The sequence below is a fragment of the Streptomyces sp. NPDC008079 genome, from assembly GCF_042957385.1.
GTDB lineage: Bacteria > Actinomycetota > Actinomycetes > Streptomycetales > Streptomycetaceae > Actinacidiphila.
Genome location: NZ_JBIBIC010000002.1, coordinates 514,431 through 530,364, shown reverse-complemented (window position 1 = coordinate 530,364; position 15,934 = coordinate 514,431). Strand labels below are relative to the sequence as shown.

The 15,934-nt window shown below is 72.4% G+C and carries 17 protein-coding genes and 1 pseudogene; 8 read left to right on the top strand and 10 right to left on the bottom strand.

Annotated elements, in window-relative coordinates; translation table 11 throughout:
* Positions 1–110: 110 nt before the first annotated feature.
* The 3 genes from ACFZAM_RS09350 to ACFZAM_RS09340 form a co-directional block, all read right to left on the bottom strand.
* Positions 111–455, bottom strand: a complete 345-nt coding sequence (locus ACFZAM_RS09350; RefSeq protein WP_391044221.1) for a hypothetical protein — start codon at positions 453–455, stop codon at positions 111–113.
* Between the two features lie 191 nt (positions 456–646).
* A complete protein-coding gene (locus ACFZAM_RS09345; protein ID WP_262928365.1) occupies positions 647–769 on the bottom strand; it encodes an SGM_5486 family transporter-associated protein in 123 nt (40 codons plus the stop codon).
* A gap of 42 nt (positions 770–811) precedes the next feature.
* Entirely contained in the window at positions 812–2,272 is a 1,461-nt protein-coding gene (locus ACFZAM_RS09340; RefSeq protein ID WP_391044218.1) for a CynX/NimT family MFS transporter, read from the bottom strand.
* Between the two features lie 22 nt (positions 2,273–2,294).
* Between ACFZAM_RS09340 and ACFZAM_RS09335 the strand changes: the two genes are divergently transcribed.
* Entirely contained in the window at positions 2,295–2,978 is a 684-nt protein-coding gene (locus ACFZAM_RS09335; RefSeq protein ID WP_391044216.1) for an FCD domain-containing protein, read from the top strand.
* Positions 2,979–3,106: 128 nt separating this feature from the next.
* Here the strand turns inward: ACFZAM_RS09335 and fabI are convergent, their stop codons facing one another.
* The 3 genes from fabI to ACFZAM_RS09320 all read right to left on the bottom strand — a co-directional run bounded on the left by fabI (position 3,107) and on the right by ACFZAM_RS09320 (position 5,655).
* Positions 3,107–3,898, bottom strand: coding sequence for an enoyl-ACP reductase FabI (gene fabI, locus ACFZAM_RS09330; protein WP_355333673.1), 792 nt, complete (start codon positions 3,896–3,898; stop codon positions 3,107–3,109).
* Between the two features lie 4 nt (positions 3,899–3,902).
* Positions 3,903–4,622, bottom strand: a complete 720-nt coding sequence (gene fabG / locus ACFZAM_RS09325) for a 3-oxoacyl-[acyl-carrier-protein] reductase (protein WP_188281889.1) — start codon at positions 4,620–4,622, stop codon at positions 3,903–3,905.
* 121 nt (positions 4,623–4,743) lie between these two features.
* Complete coding sequence (locus tag ACFZAM_RS09320) at positions 4,744–5,655, bottom strand: lytic polysaccharide monooxygenase (RefSeq protein ID WP_391044212.1); 912 nt, start codon at positions 5,653–5,655, stop codon at positions 4,744–4,746.
* 234 nt (positions 5,656–5,889) lie between these two features.
* On the opposite strand from ACFZAM_RS09320, the gene ACFZAM_RS09315 reads away from it, so the two are divergent.
* From ACFZAM_RS09315 to ACFZAM_RS09305, 3 genes and pseudogenes are all read left to right on the top strand, one after another.
* Positions 5,890–7,419, top strand: a complete 1,530-nt coding sequence (locus tag ACFZAM_RS09315) for a TldD/PmbA family protein (protein ID WP_355333678.1) — start codon at positions 5,890–5,892, stop codon at positions 7,417–7,419.
* Positions 7,416–8,810 (top strand): metallopeptidase TldD-related protein, encoded by a 1,395-nt coding sequence (locus tag ACFZAM_RS09310; RefSeq protein ID WP_355333681.1) that lies wholly within the window; start codon positions 7,416–7,418, stop codon positions 8,808–8,810. Before ACFZAM_RS09315 ends, ACFZAM_RS09310 begins: the two co-directional genes overlap by 4 nt.
* 50 nt (positions 8,811–8,860) lie before the next feature.
* Positions 8,861–9,096 (top strand): annotated as a pseudogene (locus tag ACFZAM_RS09305) (RNA 2'-phosphotransferase).
* 20 nt (positions 9,097–9,116) lie between these two features.
* Here ACFZAM_RS09305 and ACFZAM_RS09300 read toward each other — a convergent pair.
* Positions 9,117–9,401, bottom strand: coding sequence for a GlsB/YeaQ/YmgE family stress response membrane protein (locus tag ACFZAM_RS09300; protein WP_355333683.1), 285 nt, complete (start codon positions 9,399–9,401; stop codon positions 9,117–9,119).
* Between the two features lie 239 nt (positions 9,402–9,640).
* Between ACFZAM_RS09300 and ACFZAM_RS09295 the strand changes: the two genes are divergently transcribed.
* Together ACFZAM_RS09295 and ACFZAM_RS09290 are read left to right on the top strand one after the other, a co-directional pair.
* A complete protein-coding gene (locus tag ACFZAM_RS09295) occupies positions 9,641–10,021 on the top strand; it encodes a DUF3099 domain-containing protein (protein WP_355333686.1) in 381 nt (126 codons plus the stop codon).
* A gap of 146 nt (positions 10,022–10,167) precedes the next feature.
* Positions 10,168–10,413: a hypothetical protein gene (locus ACFZAM_RS09290; protein ID WP_391044209.1), complete on the top strand. Its 246-nt coding sequence runs from the start codon at positions 10,168–10,170 to the stop codon at positions 10,411–10,413.
* An 85-nt stretch (positions 10,414–10,498) separates the two neighbouring features.
* On the opposite strand, the gene moaA is transcribed toward ACFZAM_RS09290, so the two are convergent.
* Positions 10,499–11,488, bottom strand: coding sequence for a GTP 3',8-cyclase MoaA (gene moaA, locus ACFZAM_RS09285; protein WP_355333688.1), 990 nt, complete (start codon positions 11,486–11,488; stop codon positions 10,499–10,501).
* A 420-nt stretch (positions 11,489–11,908) separates the two neighbouring features.
* Between moaA and ACFZAM_RS09280 the strand changes: the two genes are divergently transcribed.
* Together ACFZAM_RS09280 and ACFZAM_RS09275 are read left to right on the top strand one after the other, a co-directional pair.
* Entirely contained in the window at positions 11,909–12,145 is a 237-nt protein-coding gene (locus ACFZAM_RS09280; protein ID WP_355333691.1) for a hypothetical protein, read from the top strand.
* Positions 12,146–12,288: 143 nt separating this feature from the next.
* Positions 12,289–13,839, top strand: a complete 1,551-nt coding sequence (locus ACFZAM_RS09275; RefSeq protein ID WP_391044205.1) for a S8 family serine peptidase — start codon at positions 12,289–12,291, stop codon at positions 13,837–13,839.
* Positions 13,840–13,890: 51 nt separating this feature from the next.
* On the opposite strand, the gene ACFZAM_RS09270 is transcribed toward ACFZAM_RS09275, so the two are convergent.
* Positions 13,891–14,946 (bottom strand): zinc-dependent alcohol dehydrogenase family protein, encoded by a 1,056-nt coding sequence (locus ACFZAM_RS09270; RefSeq protein WP_355333695.1) that lies wholly within the window; start codon positions 14,944–14,946, stop codon positions 13,891–13,893.
* Between the two features lie 70 nt (positions 14,947–15,016).
* Positions 15,017–15,910, bottom strand: a complete 894-nt coding sequence (locus ACFZAM_RS09265) for a sterol desaturase family protein (protein ID WP_391044203.1) — start codon at positions 15,908–15,910, stop codon at positions 15,017–15,019.
* Between the last annotated feature and the right edge of the window lie 24 nt (positions 15,911–15,934).

Here is a 15,934-nt window from a genome sequence, read left to right as displayed (position 1 = left end):
GTCAGGCGCGGGATGGCGCATCTCCACCGCCGCGGGGGCCGCCGGGGGCGCAGGTCAGAGGCCGTACGGGGGGCGGCGGGGCGGGGGCGGCGGAAGGTCAGGGGTGAGGCTCACAGCAAGCGCTGGACGAGGTCCGGCAGCGAGGAGGCGATGTGGCCGAGCAGGTCGCCGGAGGAGGCCGCGGTCGAGGCGTCCGCGGTGCCGCCGCTGAGGAGGGCGAGCAGTGCGGCGAAGGCGAGCGCGGGCAGGGCGACGGCCCACCACGGCAGGCTCGTCTGCACGTTCCCGGACGACGCGTTCGCGGACGACGCGTTTCCGGACGACGCGTTCCCGGACGACGCGTTTCCGCGTCCGGGCTTCCCGGCCCCGGCGGACCCCGCGGCCGTGGCGGACTCGACGGTGGGCCGGGCCTGCCGGGACTGCCGGGAGTAGAGGTGCGGGGACTGCGTGGTCACGGTGACCGCCTCCGTGGAAAACCGTCGAAGTGCCGTTGTCTGCTTGCACTTCGACGCTACGGGCGGGCGCCGTGCGGTCCCATCCGGCCGTCCACCCACTTGACCCTGACCCTGGCCCCCTAGGGAAGGTGGGGTTGTCCCCACCTCCGGACTCGGGGTCGTGGCCCGAACGGGCCGGTGGGCGGGGGCGGTCAGCCCATCCGGGCGGCGAACGTGGCGACGATGGCGACCAGCGCGGGCACGCCGAGCATGAGGCCGAAGACGATCAGCAGGCGCCGCTGGCTCTGCGGGGGATTCGGTTCGAGTACGGGCATGCGTTCAGTCTCGCACCGGGCCGCGGTGCCGCCGCACCGGGGTCACAGTTCGTCCTCGATGTGTCGCCGCCGCCCGGCGAGCACCCCGCAGACGATCTGCGGCACCATCAGCGCGATCATGAAGGCGATCGGCAGCCCCCAGCCGCCGCTGGCCTGGTTGAGGGTGCCGACGAGGATCGGTCCGGGGATCGAGATCAGATAGCCGGTGCTCTGCGCGAAGGCGGACAGCCGGACGACTCCCGCGCCGGTCCGCGACCGCATCCCGATCATCGTCAGGGCCAGCGGGAAGGCGCAGTTGGCGATGCCGAGCAGCAGCGCCCACACCCACGGCGCGGCGGCCGGGGCGGCCCACAGTCCCGCGTAACCGACCAGTCCGAAGGCGCCGAGCAGGACGACCAGCGGGCCCTGCGCCCGCATCCGGGCGGCGAGCGGCGGCAGCACGAAGGACAGCGGCACGCCCATCACCATGGTGACCGCGAGCAGCAGCCCCGCCTTGCCCGCGGACAGTCCGGCGTCCCGGAAGATCTGCGGCATCCAGCCCATGGTGATGTACGCGGCGGTGGCCTGGAGTCCGAAGAAGCAGGCGAGCGCCCAGGCGGTACGGCTGCCGGTGATACGGCCGTGGCCGCCGTCCGCGGTGCGCGCCGCGTCACTCTTCCGGGCCGCGTCGGTGTTGACGGCCGCGGCGTCCTTCCGGGCGCCGGTGGCGGGCGGCGCGCCCGTACGGTCGCGGACCAGCGCGAGCCAGGGCACCACGGCGACGGCGGCCAGCGCGGCCCACACGCCGAGGCCGAGCCGCCAGCCGTGGCCCATGGCGTGGGTCATGGGGACGGTGACGGCGGCGGCGAGGGCGGTGCCGAGGGAGAGGGCCATGGAGTACAGGCCGGTCATCGCGCCGACCCGGTCGGGGAAGTAGCGCTTGACGATCACCGGCATCAGCACGTTGGAGACGGCGATGCCGCCGAGGGCGAGGGCGCTGAGGGCCAGGAAGACCGCGGTGTTCCCGGCCAGCGGGCGCAGCGCGAGCCCGGCGGTGATGGCGGCCATGCCGACGCAGATGACGGCGCCGGGGCCGTGGCGGCGGGCCAGCCTCGGGGCGGCGAAGCCGAAGAGCGCGAAGCACGCGGAGGGTACGGAGGTGAGCAGGCCCGCCATGGTGCCGCTCATGCCGAGGCCGTCGCGGACCTCCTTGAGCAGGGCGCCGAGGCTGGTGATGCCGGGGCGGAGGTTGAGCGCGGCCAGGACGAGACCGGCGACGACGAGGCGGCGCAGCCAGGGGTTCCCGGCGAGACCGGCGGCGGGCGCGGCGGCGGATGCGGCGGCGGGTGCGGTGCCGGTACGGTCCCGGGCCGGGGCGGCGGTCGGGCCGGTGGCCGGGACCGGGCCGGAGCCCGTGTCCTGTACGGGTTCCGCGGCCGTCACGGGGGCCTTCGTTCGTGCCGTCGGCGGGGCCGTCGGCGGCGTCCGGGCGGGGTCGAGGGCGAGGGATTCGTCGTCACGCATTTCCCCATCATAGAATGATGGGATGAATCTCGGTCCAGTGCCCAGGCACACCACGCTCGCCGACCGTACGATCGGCAGCCTCCGCGCCCAGATCACCTCGGGCGCCTGGCCGGTCGGCTCCCGTATCCCCACAGAACCGGAGCTGGTGGAGCAACTGGGGGTGGCGCGCAACACCGTCCGCGAGGCGGTGCGGGCGCTCGCCCACAACGGTCTGCTCGACATCCGGCAGGGCTCCGGCACCTATGTGGTGGCCACCAGCGAACTGGCCGGGGTGATGCGGGCGCGCTTCGCCGACTCCGACCCGCTGCACGTGGCCGAGCTGCGCGGCTCGCTGGAGGGGACGGCCGCGGGTCTGGCGGCGCAGCGCCGTACCGACGCCGACCTGGCGCAGCTCGACGCGGCGCTCGACCGGCGCGAGAGGGCCTGGGAGTCGGGCGACGCGGAGTCCTTCGTCGAGGCCGACGCGACCATGCACCTGGCGGTGGTGGCCGCCTCGCACAACGACGTGCTCACCGCGCTCTACGCCGACCTCGGCGAGGTGCTGCGGGACTTCCTGCGGGCCGACGTCGGCACCGACCTGCGGCCCGAGGACCATCTCGACCACGCGCGGCTGGTCGACGCGATCCGCGCGGCCGACCCGGAGCGCGCCGCGGCCGAGGCCCGCGACCACGCCTTCCACTGCCGCTTCGGCACGACGCTGGCCTGACCCGCCCTGACCCGCCCTGACCCGCATGGCCTTCCTGACCCGCCTCACCCGCCTGACCTGGCGGGGCCGTACACGGCGGAGCCCCCGCACCGGTCGGTACGGGGGCCCTGCCACAGTCCTCGGGGAGGTCAGCCGCCGACGGCGTGCAGGCCGCCGTCCACGTGGATGATCTCGCCGGTCGTCTTCGGGAACCAGTCGGAGAGCAGCGCCACGACACCGCGCCCGGCGGGCTCGGGGTCGGCGGTGTTCCACTCCAGCGGGGAGAGGTGGTTCCAGGTGTCCGACAGCTCGCCGAAGCTCGGGATGGACTTGGCGGCCATCGAGCCGATCGGCCCGGCAGAGACCAGATTGCAGCGCACATTGCGCGGGCCGAGGTCACGGGCGAGGTAGCGGGAGGTGGCCTCGAGTGCCGCCTTGGCCGGGCCCATCCAGTCGTAACCGGTCCAGGTGTACTGCGCGTCGAAGGTGAGGCCGACGACCGAGCCGCCGCCCGCGCCGGTGGCGCTGTCGTACGCGGGCATGAGCGGCATGCACGCCATGGTGAGCGACTTCAGCGAGAACGCGGAGACGTGCATGGCCGTCGCGACGGACTCGAACGACGTGTTGAGGAAGTTGCCGCCCATGGCGTCCTGGGGGGCGAACCCGATGGAGTGCACGACACCGTCGAGGCCGCCCAGCTCCTCGCGGACCACCTTCTCAAGACGCTCCAGGTGCTCGGTGTTGGTCACGTCCAGCTCGATGACCTTGACCGGCTTGGGCAGCTTCTTGGCGACGCGCTCGGTGAGGGTGGGCCGGGGGAAGGCGGTCAGGATGATCTCGGCACCCTGCTCCTGGGCCAGCTTGGCGGCGTGGAAGGCGATGGAGGACTCCATCAGCACACCCGTGATGAGGATGCGCTTACCGTCGAGGATTCCGCTCATGTTCTCAGTGACCCATGCCCAATCCGCCGTCAACGGGGATGACGGCTCCAGTGATGTACGAAGCGTCGTCCGAGGTGAGGAACCGCACCGTCGCGGCGATCTCCTCGGGCTTCGCGTAGCGGCCGAGGGGCACCTGCGCCACGATGCCCTCGCGCTGCTCGTCGGTGAGCGCCTGGGTCATGTCGGTGTCGACGAAACCGGGCGCCACGACGTTGAAGGTGATGTTGCGCGAGCCCAGTTCACGGGCGAGCGAGCGGGCGAAGCCGACCAGCCCCGCCTTGGAGGCCGCGTAGTTGGCCTGTCCCGCGGAGCCCAGCAGCCCGACCACGGAGGAGATCAGGACGACGCGGCCCTTCTTGGCCCGCAGCATGCCGCGGTTCGCGCGCTTCACGACCCGGAAGGTTCCGGTGAGGTTGGTGTCGAGGACGGACGTGAAGTCCTCCTCGGACATCCGCATGAGGAGCTGGTCCTTAGTGATGCCGGCGTTGGCGACCAGCACCTCCACGTTCCCGTGCTTCTCCTCGATCTCCTTGTAAGCCTGTTCCACCTGCTCGGGGTCGGTGATGTCGCAGCGGACGGCCAGGCAGCCGAGCGCCACCAGTTCGGCGGGCGGCTCACCCGAGCGGTAGGTGATGGCGACCTTGTCGCCCGCGTCGGCGAAGGCACGCGCGATGGCGAGGCCGATGCCCCGGTTGCCTCCGGTGACGAGAACCGAGCGGCTCAACGGATCACTCCCTCAGTCGTGAGTTTCTCCGTGAAAAGCTATCGGTCCTCGCACCGATCCGGGGAATCGGCCCCGACAGGCTGCTCCCGTGGTCCCTGTGGGTTTCCTACAGAACCATGGGTCAGCCGTTCGCGCGGGCGGCGGCCCTGCGGCGGCTCCAGAGCAGCAGTCCCACGGCGCCCGACGCCAGAACGGCGCTGCCGGACAGGGCGGTCTCCAGGGTGCCGGTGGCCGCGCGGTTGTCGGTCACGTCGCTGGTCGCGAGCTTCGCCGTGGTGGATGTCACGGCGACGTCGCCGCCGTGACCGTGGTGGCTGACGGTGGACTTGGACGCGCCGGCCGCGATCTGCCGGTCGGTCGGCGCCTGGGGCGCGGCGACCGCCGCCGCTTGTACCCCCTGGCCGAAGACGACATCGGAGCAGCCGTAGAAGGCCTCGGGGCTGTCACTGCGCTGCCACACCTGGTAGATGAGCTGCCTGCCGGTGCGGCTGGGCAGGGTGGCGTTGAAGGTGTAGTAGCCGTTCGTCGCGGAGGCGACGGTGTTGTAGACGGCGATCGGGGTGGCGTCCAGGTCGGACCACTTGAGCGGCTTGGTCGGGTCGTATCCGGCCTTGGTGATGTAGAGCGTCATCGTGCCCTTGTGCGGCGCGGTGACACGGAAGTTGACGGTGGTGGTGCCCGCCGAGACCGCGGTGGCGGGCCAGTCGGTGCGGGCCCAGTCCAGCGCCCGGTACTTGTCGCGGTTGGCCGAGCAGAGGTGGCCGTCGGGGATGATCGTGCGGCTCTGGCCGTTGGCGTTGGCGATGTTCACCTCGTTCCAGTCGTACAGCGGCTGGGTGCCGCTGTCGGCGACCAGGTCCTTGCAGACCTGCGACTGGGGGTGTTCGGGGCCTTCGGCGAAGCAGCCGGAGATCCGGCTGACCGGTGCGCTGAGCGCGCCGTGGGCGCTGGCGGTCACCGGCGTGAGCGCGGCAATCGTCAAGGCGGCGGCGCCGACCGCGCCGACCACGGCGGCATTACGGCGTACTGACATGTGGGGGGCTCCTCGTCGTGCGGAGTGTGGTGCAGCGGACAGGAGTGAGGGCGGCGTCATGAGCATAGAGATTGGTCTGGACCAACCTCAAGGTCTCGGCACGGATTGGCATCTGACGATTCGCCGGCCGCCCGCCCCGGCACACGCCGCGTCCTGCGGAAAAGCACGCGCTGGCGGTCGGCGGGACATGATTCACTGCGGATACCTGTCGAACGGTCGAAGGGGAAGTTCGTCGTGCCTCATGAGGTCGATCAGTCATTCCTGGCGCTGCCCCTGCGGGCACTCGCCGACGCCGCACTGGCCCGCGCCCGCGCGCTGGGCGCGGACCACGCCGATTTCCGGCTGGAGCGGGTGCGCGGCGCGACCTGGCGGCTGCGCGACGCGCGCCCGTCGGGCACCTCCGACACCACCGATCTGGGGTACGCGGTACGGGTGGTGCACGGCGGCGCCTGGGGCTTCGCCTCCGGGGTCGACCTGACGATGGACGCGGCGGCCAAGGTCGCCTCGCAGGCGGTCGCGATGGCCAAGCTGTCCGCGAAGGTGATCGCGGCGGCGGGGTCGCGGGAGCGGGTGGAGCTGGCCGACGAGCCGGTGCACGCGGACCGGGTGTGGGTGTCGGCGTACGACATCAACCCGTTCGACGTGCCGGACGCGGAGAAGACGGCGCTGCTCGCGGAGTGGAGCGCCCGGCTGCTGGCGGCCGACGGGGTCGACCACGCGGACGCCTCGCTGATGACCGTGCAGGAGAACAAGTTCTACGCGGACACCGCGGGCACCACGACCACGCAGCAGCGCGTCCGCCTCCATTCGCAGCTCACCGCGGTCGCCGTCGACGGCGACAGCGGCGACTTCGACTCGATGCGCACGCTCGCGCCGCCGGTCGGCCGCGGCTGGGAGTATCTGACCGGCGCGGACCACGGCTGGGACTGGGACGCGGAGCTGGCCCGTATCCCGGAGCTGCTGGCCGAGAAGATGCGCGCGCCCTCGGTCGAGGCGGGCGCGTACGACCTAGTTGTCGACCCGTCCAACCTGTGGCTGACGATCCACGAATCGATCGGCCACGCCACGGAGTTGGACCGCGCGCTGGGGTACGAGGCGGCGTACGCGGGCACCTCCTTCGCCACCTTCGACCAGCTCGGCACGCTCAAGTACGGCTCGCCGCTGATGAATGTGACCGGTGACCGTACGGCGGAGCACGGCCTGGCCACCGTCGGCTTCGACGACGAGGGCGTGGCGGGACAGTCCTGGGACCTGATCAAGGACGGCACGCTCGTCGGCTACCAGCTCGACCGGCGGATCGCGAAGCTCACCGGCTTCGAGCGGTCCAACGGCTGCGCGTACGCCGACTCCCCCGGCCATGTCCCGGTGCAGCGGATGGCGAACGTCTCGCTGCGGCCCGCGCCCGACGGCCCTTCGACCGAAGAGCTGATCGGCGGCGTCGAACGTGGCATCTACGTGGTCGGCGACCGCTCGTGGTCCATCGACATGCAGCGCTACAACTTCCAGTTCACCGGGCAGCGGTTCTTCCGGATCGAGAACGGGCGGCTCGCGGGCCAGCTCAAGGACGTCGCCTACCAGGCCACCACCACCGACTTCTGGGGCTCGATGGACGCCGTCGGCGGCCCGCAGACGTATGTGCTCGGCGGTGCCTTCAACTGCGGCAAGGCCCAGCCGGGCCAGGTCGCGGCCGTCAGCCACGGCTGCCCGGCCGCCCTCTTCCGGGGCGTCAGCATTCTCAACACCACCCAGGAGGCCGGACGATGAGCAGCGTGACGACCAAGCCGCACGAGATCGTCGAACGGGCGCTTGAGCTGTCGAACGCGGACGGCTGCGTGGTGATCGCCCAGGAGGAGTCCAGCGCGAATCTGCGCTGGGCGGCCAACTCCCTGACCACCAACGGCGTCACGCGCGGCCGTACCCTCACCGTGATCGCCACCGTGGACGGCGCCGAGGGCACCGCGTCCGGTGTGGTGTCCCGCTCGGCCGTGACCGCCGACGAGCTGGAGCCGCTGGTACGGGCGGCCGAGGCGGCGGCCCGCGAGGCCGGTCCCGCCGAGGACGCGCAGCCGCTGGTGACGGGCGTGCCGCACTCGGCGGCCTTCACCGACGGGCCCGCCGAGACCAACTCCGACGTCTTCGCGTCCTTCGCGCCCGCGCTCGGCGAGGCGTTCGCGACGGCGCGGGCGGGCGGCCGTGAGCTGTACGGCTTCGCCTTCCACTCGGTGACGTCGACGTATCTGGGCACCTCGGCCGGGCTGCGGCTGCGGCACGACCAGCCGACCGGCACCCTTGAGGTGAACGCGAAGTCCCCCGACCGCAGGCGCTCGGCGTGGGCAGGCGCGGCCACCCGCGACTTCACCGACGTGGACCCGCTGGCGATGGACGCCGACCTGGCCCGCCGGCTGGTCTGGGCCGAGCGCCGGATCGACCTGCCCGCGGGCCGGTACGAGACGCTGCTGCCGCCGTCGGCCGTCGCGGACCTGATGATCTACCAGTTCTGGTCGGCCGCGGCACGGGACGCCGCCGAGGGCCGTACGGTCTTCAGCAAGCCCGGCGGCGGGACCCGGGTCGGCGAGAAGCTGTCGCCGCTGCCGCTGACCCTGCGCAGCGACCCGGCGGAGCCCGGCCTGGAGGCGGCGCCGTTCGTGATCGCGCACTCCTCGGGCGACGACACCTCGGTGTTCGACAACGGGCTGCCGGTGGAGCCGGTGAACTGGATCCACGAGGGCTCGCTCGCCCGGCTCACCACCACCCGGCACAGCGCCGGGCTGACCGGCCTGCCGGTCGCGCCCGCCGCCGACAACCTGGTGCTGGACGGCGGCGGCGAGCGGTCGCTGGACGAGATGGTCGCGGCCACCGAGCGCGGTCTGCTGCTGACCTGCCTGTGGTACATCCGCGAGGTCGATCCGGCCACGCTGCTGCTGACCGGCCTCACCCGCGACGGCGTCTACCTGGTGGAGAACGGCGAGGTGACCGGCGAGGTCAACAACTTCCGTTTCAACGAGTCCCCGGTGGACCTGCTCGGCCGCGCCGCCGAGGCGGGCCGCACCGAGCGGACGCTGCCGCGCGAGTGGAGCGACTACTTCACCAGGGCCGCCGCCCCGGCCCTGCGGATTCCGGACTTCAACATGAGTTCGGTCAGCCAGGGGGTCTGACGCCCGTGCCCGACGAGAAGAAGACGGTCAGGATCTCCAGGTTCCTGTCGATGGTGCTGCGGCACCGGCCCGAGAGCGTCGGCCTCACTCTCGACGAGGCCGGATGGGTGGACGGGACGTGGAGACGGCCGTGCGCGTGGGATCACGGCACGGCCGTCCTGTGGTGCTCGCGCTGGACGCCAGGGGGCTGGCCGCCGAGGGCCATGTCTTCCGGATCAGCGCCAACGGCGTGTGGCTGACCGACCGGGTGCCGCCGCGGTGGCTGCGGCGGCACCCCACGGGCTGAGCGTCACCGCGGTGCGGGCGTCACCGCGGTGCGGCGGTCTTGCGCGTGCCCTTGAACATCGACCACAGGGCGTCGCCGATCGCCACGACGACGACGGCGCCGATGAGTTGCAGCACGTGCCGGGTCCAGTCGATGCCCTTGGTGTCGTTGACGCCGATCCAGGTCGACACGGCGTTGCCGAGAATGCTGCCGCCCATACCGCAGATCACGGTGAGCCACAGCGGCAGGGACTGCTTGCCGGGGAGGATCGCCTTGGCGATCAGACCCAGCACCAGACCGACGATGATCGCCCACAACCAACCCATGTCACTCGCCTCCTCGCGTCCGGACGGCGTACGCCCGGAACTCGTCCGGCCAGTCTGTGCCCGCTCCGGCTACGCCGCATGTCGAGTGGGCCGTCCGCCGTACGGCCCGACAGCGGCGCCGCACGGATGGTGCCCCCGCTATCGAAGGCGGGCGGTACGCGGCGTACCGTGGTGAGGCCGGGCCGGGCGCCGACCCGTGCTCAGGAGAGTCCGGCGGAGCGAGCGGGTGGTGGAGCGCGATGCGGAAGCAGGGCGGGCCTGAGGTCTTCCAGATCACGGGAGCGCGTACCGGTCTGACCGAGGACGTGGCCGGACGGCAGCGCAGGTACATCATCTCGATGTCGATCCGTACTCTCTCGGTGATCCTCACCGTGGTGCTCTGGGACGTGGAGCGGGTACTGGCCTGGGGGATGCTCGTGGTCGGGCTGCTGCTGCCGTACGTGGCGGTGGTGTTCGCGAACGCGGGCCGGGAGAACGTGCCCTCGCTGCCGTCGTCGTTCGTCCTTCCGCAGGCCAGGCCGATGCTCGAAATGGGCGATCCGTCCGATCCTGAGGGCTACGGCGAGCCGGTGCCGGTACCCGTGCCGCCGAACCTCAAGAAAAGCTCAGATCAATCGTGAAGTTCCACTCCACGGACGGTTGAGCGCGTGACATACTTCGTACGCGCTCCGCATCCCCCGTCGGAGCGACGGACCGACGCCGGGCGGCTCCCCCCGTGGCTGCCCGGCGTCGCCATGTCCAGCGGCGGTTCTGTTTACTGGGCGTCGTGAGCGATGCCGGGAACACTGTGAACGAGAACGAGAAGCCGATCTGCTCGGCCAAGGACTGCCGTACCCCCGCCGTGTGGGTGCTGGCCTGGAACAACCCCAAGATCCACACGCCGGAGCGGCGCAAGACGTGGCTGGCGTGCGACGAGCACCGCGAGCACCTGTCGCAGTTCCTGGGGATGCGCGGGTTCCTGAAGGACGTCGTGCCGCTGGCGGAGTGGGAGCGGGGAGAGCGGGAGCGGTAGCGGCGCGACGGGGCTCCGGGGGCGGCGATTCTCCGAGGAGCCTCAGGGTGCGGCGGTTCTCCGAGCGGCCTCAGGGTGCGGCGGTTCAGCCGCCGATGGCCGACATGGGGCGGTCGGGCTGGAGGAAGGCCGGGTCGTCGAGGCCCGAGCCGGCCTTCTTGCCCCACATCGCCGCCCGCCACAGCTCCGCCATCCGCTCGTCGTCGGCCCCGGAGCGCAGCGGGCCGCGCAGGTCGGACTCCTCGCGGGCGAACAGGCAGTTGCGGACCTGGCCGTCGGCGGTGAGCCGGGTGCGGTCGCAGGCGCGGCAGAACGGCCGGGTGACCGAGCCGATGACGCCGACCGTGGCCGGGCCGCCGTCGACCAGCCAGCGCTCGGCGGGCGCGGAGCCGCGGACCGTCTCGCCCTCGGGGGTCAGGGTGAAGCGGGTCCGCAGGCGGTCGAGTATCTCGTCGGCGGTGACCATGTCGGTGCGCTGCCAGCCGTGCTGCGCGTCCAGCGGCATCTGCTCGATGAACCGCAGCTCGTATCCCCGCTCGACGGCCCAGGCCAGCAGGTCGGGCGCCTCGTCGTCGTTGACACCGCGCATCAGCACCGTGTTGATCTTCACCGGGGTCAGGCCCGCGTCGGCCGCCGCCGCCATGCCCGCGACGACGTCGTGGTGCCGGTCGCGGCGGGTGAGGGTGTGGAAGACCTCGGGGCGCAGGGTGTCGAGGGAGACATTGACCCGGTCGAGACCCGCGGCGCGCAGCGCGTCGGCGGTGCGGCGCAGGCCGATGCCGTTGGTGGTCAGCGACAGCCGGGGGCGCGGCTCCAGGGCGGCGCAGCGCTCGACGATGCCGACCAGGCCGGGCCGCAGCAGCGGCTCGCCGCCGGTGAAGCGGACATCGGTGACGCCCAGCTCGTGGACCGCGATCCCGACCATCCGGACGATCTCGTCGTCCGTGAGCAGGTCGGGCTTGGCCAGCCACTGGAGGCCCTCTTCCGGCATGCAGTAGGTGCAGCGCAGATTGCAGCGGTCGGTGAGGGAGACGCGCAGGTCGGTCGCCACTCGGCCGTAGGTGTCGATCAGCACGGGCTCCGCCTCCCTCCTGGACGCTCGCGCGCCGTCGCTCCTGCGGCGGGCGCTCGGCGCGCCGCCGTTCCTCCACCCTATGACGTCGCACGGACAACCCGGCGGGGCCGCCGGGCGGGTGGAGGCCTGTCGGTGCAGCGTACGCGACGGGCGCCAAATTACAACAGTTTGTTGAAACGGCTGCTCGGCGTCCCGTCCCGCTGGCTCGGCGTCCGGTCCCGTCGGCTCGCCGTCCGGCCCGGCGTCCGCCCGCCCGGCCGGGCCGCCCGTGTCCTGCGACCAGGTCACCGGGCGCCGCACACCGACACCCCGGCGCGGCCGGTTCGTTGGACAGCCCGGCGGCGCCCACCACGCCGTCACCGTCCCCCGCCGCTCCGCGGGCCGGGGACCGCCGCCCAGGACCGCCGAGGACTCGCCGCGATGACCCCACCTCCGCCCCCGCCCCCTCCTCCCCCGTCGCACCGGCCGCAGCTCCCGGCCCGCAGGCCGTACGGGAGCGTACGGCTGCCCGCCGACCTGCCCGCCGACCTGTTCACGGGACCTGCCGCCGCCCGGCCGGGAACCGGCGCCGCCGCACCCACCGGCTGGTACGCGCGGCGGGTCCGGCTGCCGCCGCTGAGCATCGCCGCGCTGCGATCCGGCCGCCGGTATGGCTGAACCGCCGTCGGCCACGGGGAAATTCCGACCGATCCATGGAATTGCGCTTCTTTGACCGGCCGTTGGGCACTAGTTTCCTTCGTCATGCACACGTCGGACGGCAGACCCTGCCGTCCCACGGCTGATGGACGATTGGAGATCCCATGGTTCCGCTTCCCGGCCTCCCCCGGCGCCGCCGCGCGCTCGCGGCCGGTCTCGGTCTGGTGACGGCAGCCGCCCTCGCCGTACTCCCCGGAGCCGCCCCGGCCTCCGCTTCCTCCGATTCCTCCGCCTCCGGCGCCTCCTCCGCCGCGCACGGCTCTCAACCGCCGCGCACGGACGGCCCGTTGCTGTCGTACGTCGTCAACATCGACGGCGGGCGCGGCACGCAGCGGTCGGTGGAGCGCGCGATAGAGCGGGCGGGCGGCCAGGTGGTGATCGCGTACGACCGGATAGGCGTCATCGTCGTGCACTCGGCCAACCCGGACTTCGGCGCGATGCTGCGGCGCGTCCACGGCGTACGGAGCGCGGGCGCGACCAGGACCGCCGCCATCGAGCCGTCCGCGACGACGCAGGCGGGCGGGGTACGGACGCTGACCGCGGCCGAGGTGGCCGCCGCCTCGGCGCACCAGGCGCCCGGCCAGGAGCCGCTTGAGGCGGACCAGTGGGACCTGCGGGCGATCCGGGCCGACAAGGCGGCCGGGGTCAATCCGGGCAGTTCCAAGGTGACCGTCGGCGTCATCGACACCGGCGTGGACGACACCCACCCCGACCTGGCGGCGAACTTCTCCGCCAAGCAGTCCGCGAGCTGTGTGGGCGGCGTCGCCGACACCTCACCGGGCGCCTGGCACCCCTGGGACCCGGCGGCCGACTACCACGGCACCCACGTGGCCGGTGAGATCGCCGCCGCGCGCAACGGGATCGGCGTGGCCGGGGTCGCGCCAGGCGTGAAGATCGCGGCGATCAAGGTCAGCGAGCCGGGCACCGCGCTGTTCTACCCGGAGAGCGTGGTCTGCGCCTTCGTCTTCGCCGCCGACCACGGCATCGCGGTCACCAACAACAGCTATTACATCGACCCGTGGCTCTACAACTGCCCGAGCGACCCCGACCAGCGGGCCATCGTGGACGCCGTGCGACGCGCCGCCGCGTACTCCGAGCGCAAGGGCGTACTGAACGTCGCCGCCGCGGGCAACAGCGACGACGACCTCAACTCCCACGCCCTGACCGACACATCGAGCCCGGACGACTCCACCGCGGTCACCCGCACCGTCGACCCGCACGTGTGCCTCGACCTCCCGACCCAACTGCCCGGCGTCGTGACGGTCTCCGCGACCGGCGCCCAGAACCTCAAGTCGTACTACTCCAGTTACGGCCTGACCGTGATCGACGTGGCCGCGCCCGGCGGCGACAGCAGGCAGATCCCCGACACCCCGTCCGGCAACGGCCGCATCCTGTCGACGCTGCCCGGCGGCAAGTACGGCTACCTCCAAGGCACTTCGATGGCCAGCCCGCACGTGGCGGCGGTCGCGGCGCTGATCAAGAGCCGTCACCCGCACGCCTCGCCCGCGCAGCTCCAGGCGCTGCTCAAGATCGAGGCGAACAACCCCGGCTGCCCGACCGGGCCCGCGCAGGACGCCACCTGCACCGGGCCGAAGGCGTACAACAGCTTCTACGGTCACGGCATCGTGGACGCGCTGAACGCCGTCACCCGGTAACGCCCGCCAAGACGGCCCGCACGCACGGCCGTTACCGGCCGCGTACCGCCCTCAGGGCTTCACCAGCACCTTGAGGGCGGTGCGCTCGTCCATCGCGCGGTAGCCCTTCGGCACGTCCTCGAGACCGACCGTCAGATCGAAGACCGGGGACGGGTCGACGGTGCCGTCCAGCACGTCGGGGAGCAGTTCCGGGATGTACGTGCGGACGGGCGCGACGCCGCCGCGCAGGGTGATGTTGCGGTCGAACATCTCGCCGAGGTCGAGACCGGTGCCGCTGCCGTGCGGGACGCCGACGTAGCCGATCGCGCCGCCGTCGCGGGTGATGCCGACGGCGGTGCGCATCGACTGCTCGGTGCCGACCGCCTCGATCACCGCGTGCGCGCCCTGGCCGCCGGTCAGTTGACGTACCGCCGCCACGGCCTCGTCGCCGCGCTCGGCGACCACGTCGGTGGCGCCGAAGTCCCGCGCGATGTCGGTGCGCGACGTGTGCCGTCCGAGCGCGATGATCCGCTCGGCGCCCAGCCGCTTCGCGGCCAGGACCCCGCACAGGCCGACCGCGCCGTCCCCGACCACCGCCACCGTCGCGCCGGGCCGCACGCCCGCGCCGACCGCCGCGTGGTGGCCGGTGCCCAGCACGTCGGACAGCGACAGCAGGGCGGTCAGCAGCCGCTCGTCGCTGAGCGCCGCCGCGGGCAGCTTCACCAGCGTGGCGTCGGCGTACGGCACCCGGACGGCCTCGCCCTGGCCGCCGTCGGACTGCCCCTCCTCGCCGATCGAGCCCCAGAAGCCGCCGTGCGCGCACGACGTGGTCAGGCCCTCGACGCAGTACGCGCACACGCCGTCCGACCACACGAAGGGCGCCACCACCAGGTCGCCGGGGCGCAGCCCCGCCACCTCGGCGCCGGTCTCCTCGACCACCCCGAGGAATTCGTGGCCGATCCGCTGGCCGGGCTTGCGGGCCGACTCGCCGCGGTACGCCCACAGGTCGCTTCCGCAGATGCAGGCGCGCACCACGCGGACCACCGCGTCGCCGGGCCGCCGGATCCTCGCGTCCGGCACCTCCTCCACCCTGAGGTCGTGGGGTGCCTGGATCACGGTGGCGCGCATGGCGGTGTCCTCGCTGGTCAGCTCGTTGTCGGTGGGGCGTCTCCACGGTACGCCAGAGGGCCCGCGGTCCTCACATCCCGGACGGGCTGGACGCGAGGTCGGGCGCGGCGGGCGTCAGGGCCGGCCCGGCCGCGTCCGCGGGGCGCCAGCCGGGGCCGCGGAAGAGGTAGCCGGCGCGGGCGCGCCAGGTGGGGGCGGCGCGGAGGTCGCGGGCGAGGGCGGCGTACTCGTGGGTGGCGACCCGCAGGGGGTTGTAGGTGGCGATGTTCTTGGTGAGGCCGTAGACGGGGGCGTCGGTCTCGGGGGTGAAGGAGCGGAAGAGGCGGTCCCAGACGATGAGGATGCCGCCGAAGTTGCGGTCGAGGTAGCCGCCCTGCGAGGCGTGGTGGACGCGGTGGTGCGAGGGGGTGTTGAGGGTGAACTCCAGCGGGGCGGGCAGCTTGCCGACGCGTTCGGTGTGGATCCAGAACTGGTAGACGAGACTGACGGCGGTGCAGAACGCGAGGGCGGCCGGGTGCACGCCGAGGGCGATCAGCGGGAGGTAGAACGGCCAGGAGGTGAGGCTGGTCCAGGGCTGCCGCAGCGCCGTGGAGAGGTTGAACTTCCGGCTGGAGTGGTGCACGACGTGGCAGGCCCACAGGACGCGGATCATGTGGTGGCCGCGGTGCGACCAGTAGTAGAAGAAGTCCTGCGCGAGCAGTATCAGGGGCAGCGTCCACCACTCGACGGGCACCCGCAGCGGGGTCACCGCGTAGAGCCCGGAGTAGACCGCCACGATCGGGATCTTCCACAGCGCGTCGGTGACCAGACTGCCGAGACCCATCGACAGGCTCGCGGCGGTGTCCTTGGTGCCGTATCCGGCGGAGTCCTCGTCGGGGTGAAAGCGGTAGCTCACCATCTCGACGACGGTGAGCAGTACGAAGGCGGGTATCGACCACAGCACGACATCGGGGAGTTGGGGCATGAGCGCACCATAAAGGCGCGTACA

Excerpts from the sequence above, each read along its gene's own strand:
- ACFZAM_RS09345 (WP_262928365.1), bottom strand. The coding sequence starts at position 769 with ATGCCCGTACTCGAACCGAATCCCCCGCAGAGCCAGCGGCGCCTGCTG.
- ACFZAM_RS09340 (WP_391044218.1), bottom strand. The coding sequence starts at position 2,272 with ATGCGTGACGACGAATCCCTCGCCCTCGACCCCGCCCGGACGCCGCCG.
- ACFZAM_RS09335 (WP_391044216.1), top strand. The coding sequence starts at position 2,295 with ATGAATCTCGGTCCAGTGCCCAGGCACACCACGCTCGCCGACCGTACG.
- fabI (WP_355333673.1), bottom strand. The coding sequence starts at position 3,898 with ATGAGCGGAATCCTCGACGGTAAGCGCATCCTCATCACGGGTGTGCTG.
- ACFZAM_RS09320 (WP_391044212.1), bottom strand. The coding sequence starts at position 5,655 with ATGTCAGTACGCCGTAATGCCGCCGTGGTCGGCGCGGTCGGCGCCGCC.
- ACFZAM_RS09310 (WP_355333681.1), top strand. The coding sequence starts at position 7,416 with ATGAGCAGCGTGACGACCAAGCCGCACGAGATCGTCGAACGGGCGCTT.
- ACFZAM_RS09300 (WP_355333683.1), bottom strand. The coding sequence starts at position 9,401 with ATGGGTTGGTTGTGGGCGATCATCGTCGGTCTGGTGCTGGGTCTGATC.
- ACFZAM_RS09295 (WP_355333686.1), top strand. The coding sequence starts at position 9,641 with ATGCGGAAGCAGGGCGGGCCTGAGGTCTTCCAGATCACGGGAGCGCGT.
- ACFZAM_RS09280 (WP_355333691.1), top strand. The coding sequence starts at position 11,909 with ATGACCCCACCTCCGCCCCCGCCCCCTCCTCCCCCGTCGCACCGGCCG.
- ACFZAM_RS09275 (WP_391044205.1), top strand. The coding sequence starts at position 12,289 with ATGGTTCCGCTTCCCGGCCTCCCCCGGCGCCGCCGCGCGCTCGCGGCC.
- ACFZAM_RS09270 (WP_355333695.1), bottom strand. The coding sequence starts at position 14,946 with ATGCGCGCCACCGTGATCCAGGCACCCCACGACCTCAGGGTGGAGGAG.
- ACFZAM_RS09265 (WP_391044203.1), bottom strand. The coding sequence starts at position 15,910 with ATGCCCCAACTCCCCGATGTCGTGCTGTGGTCGATACCCGCCTTCGTA.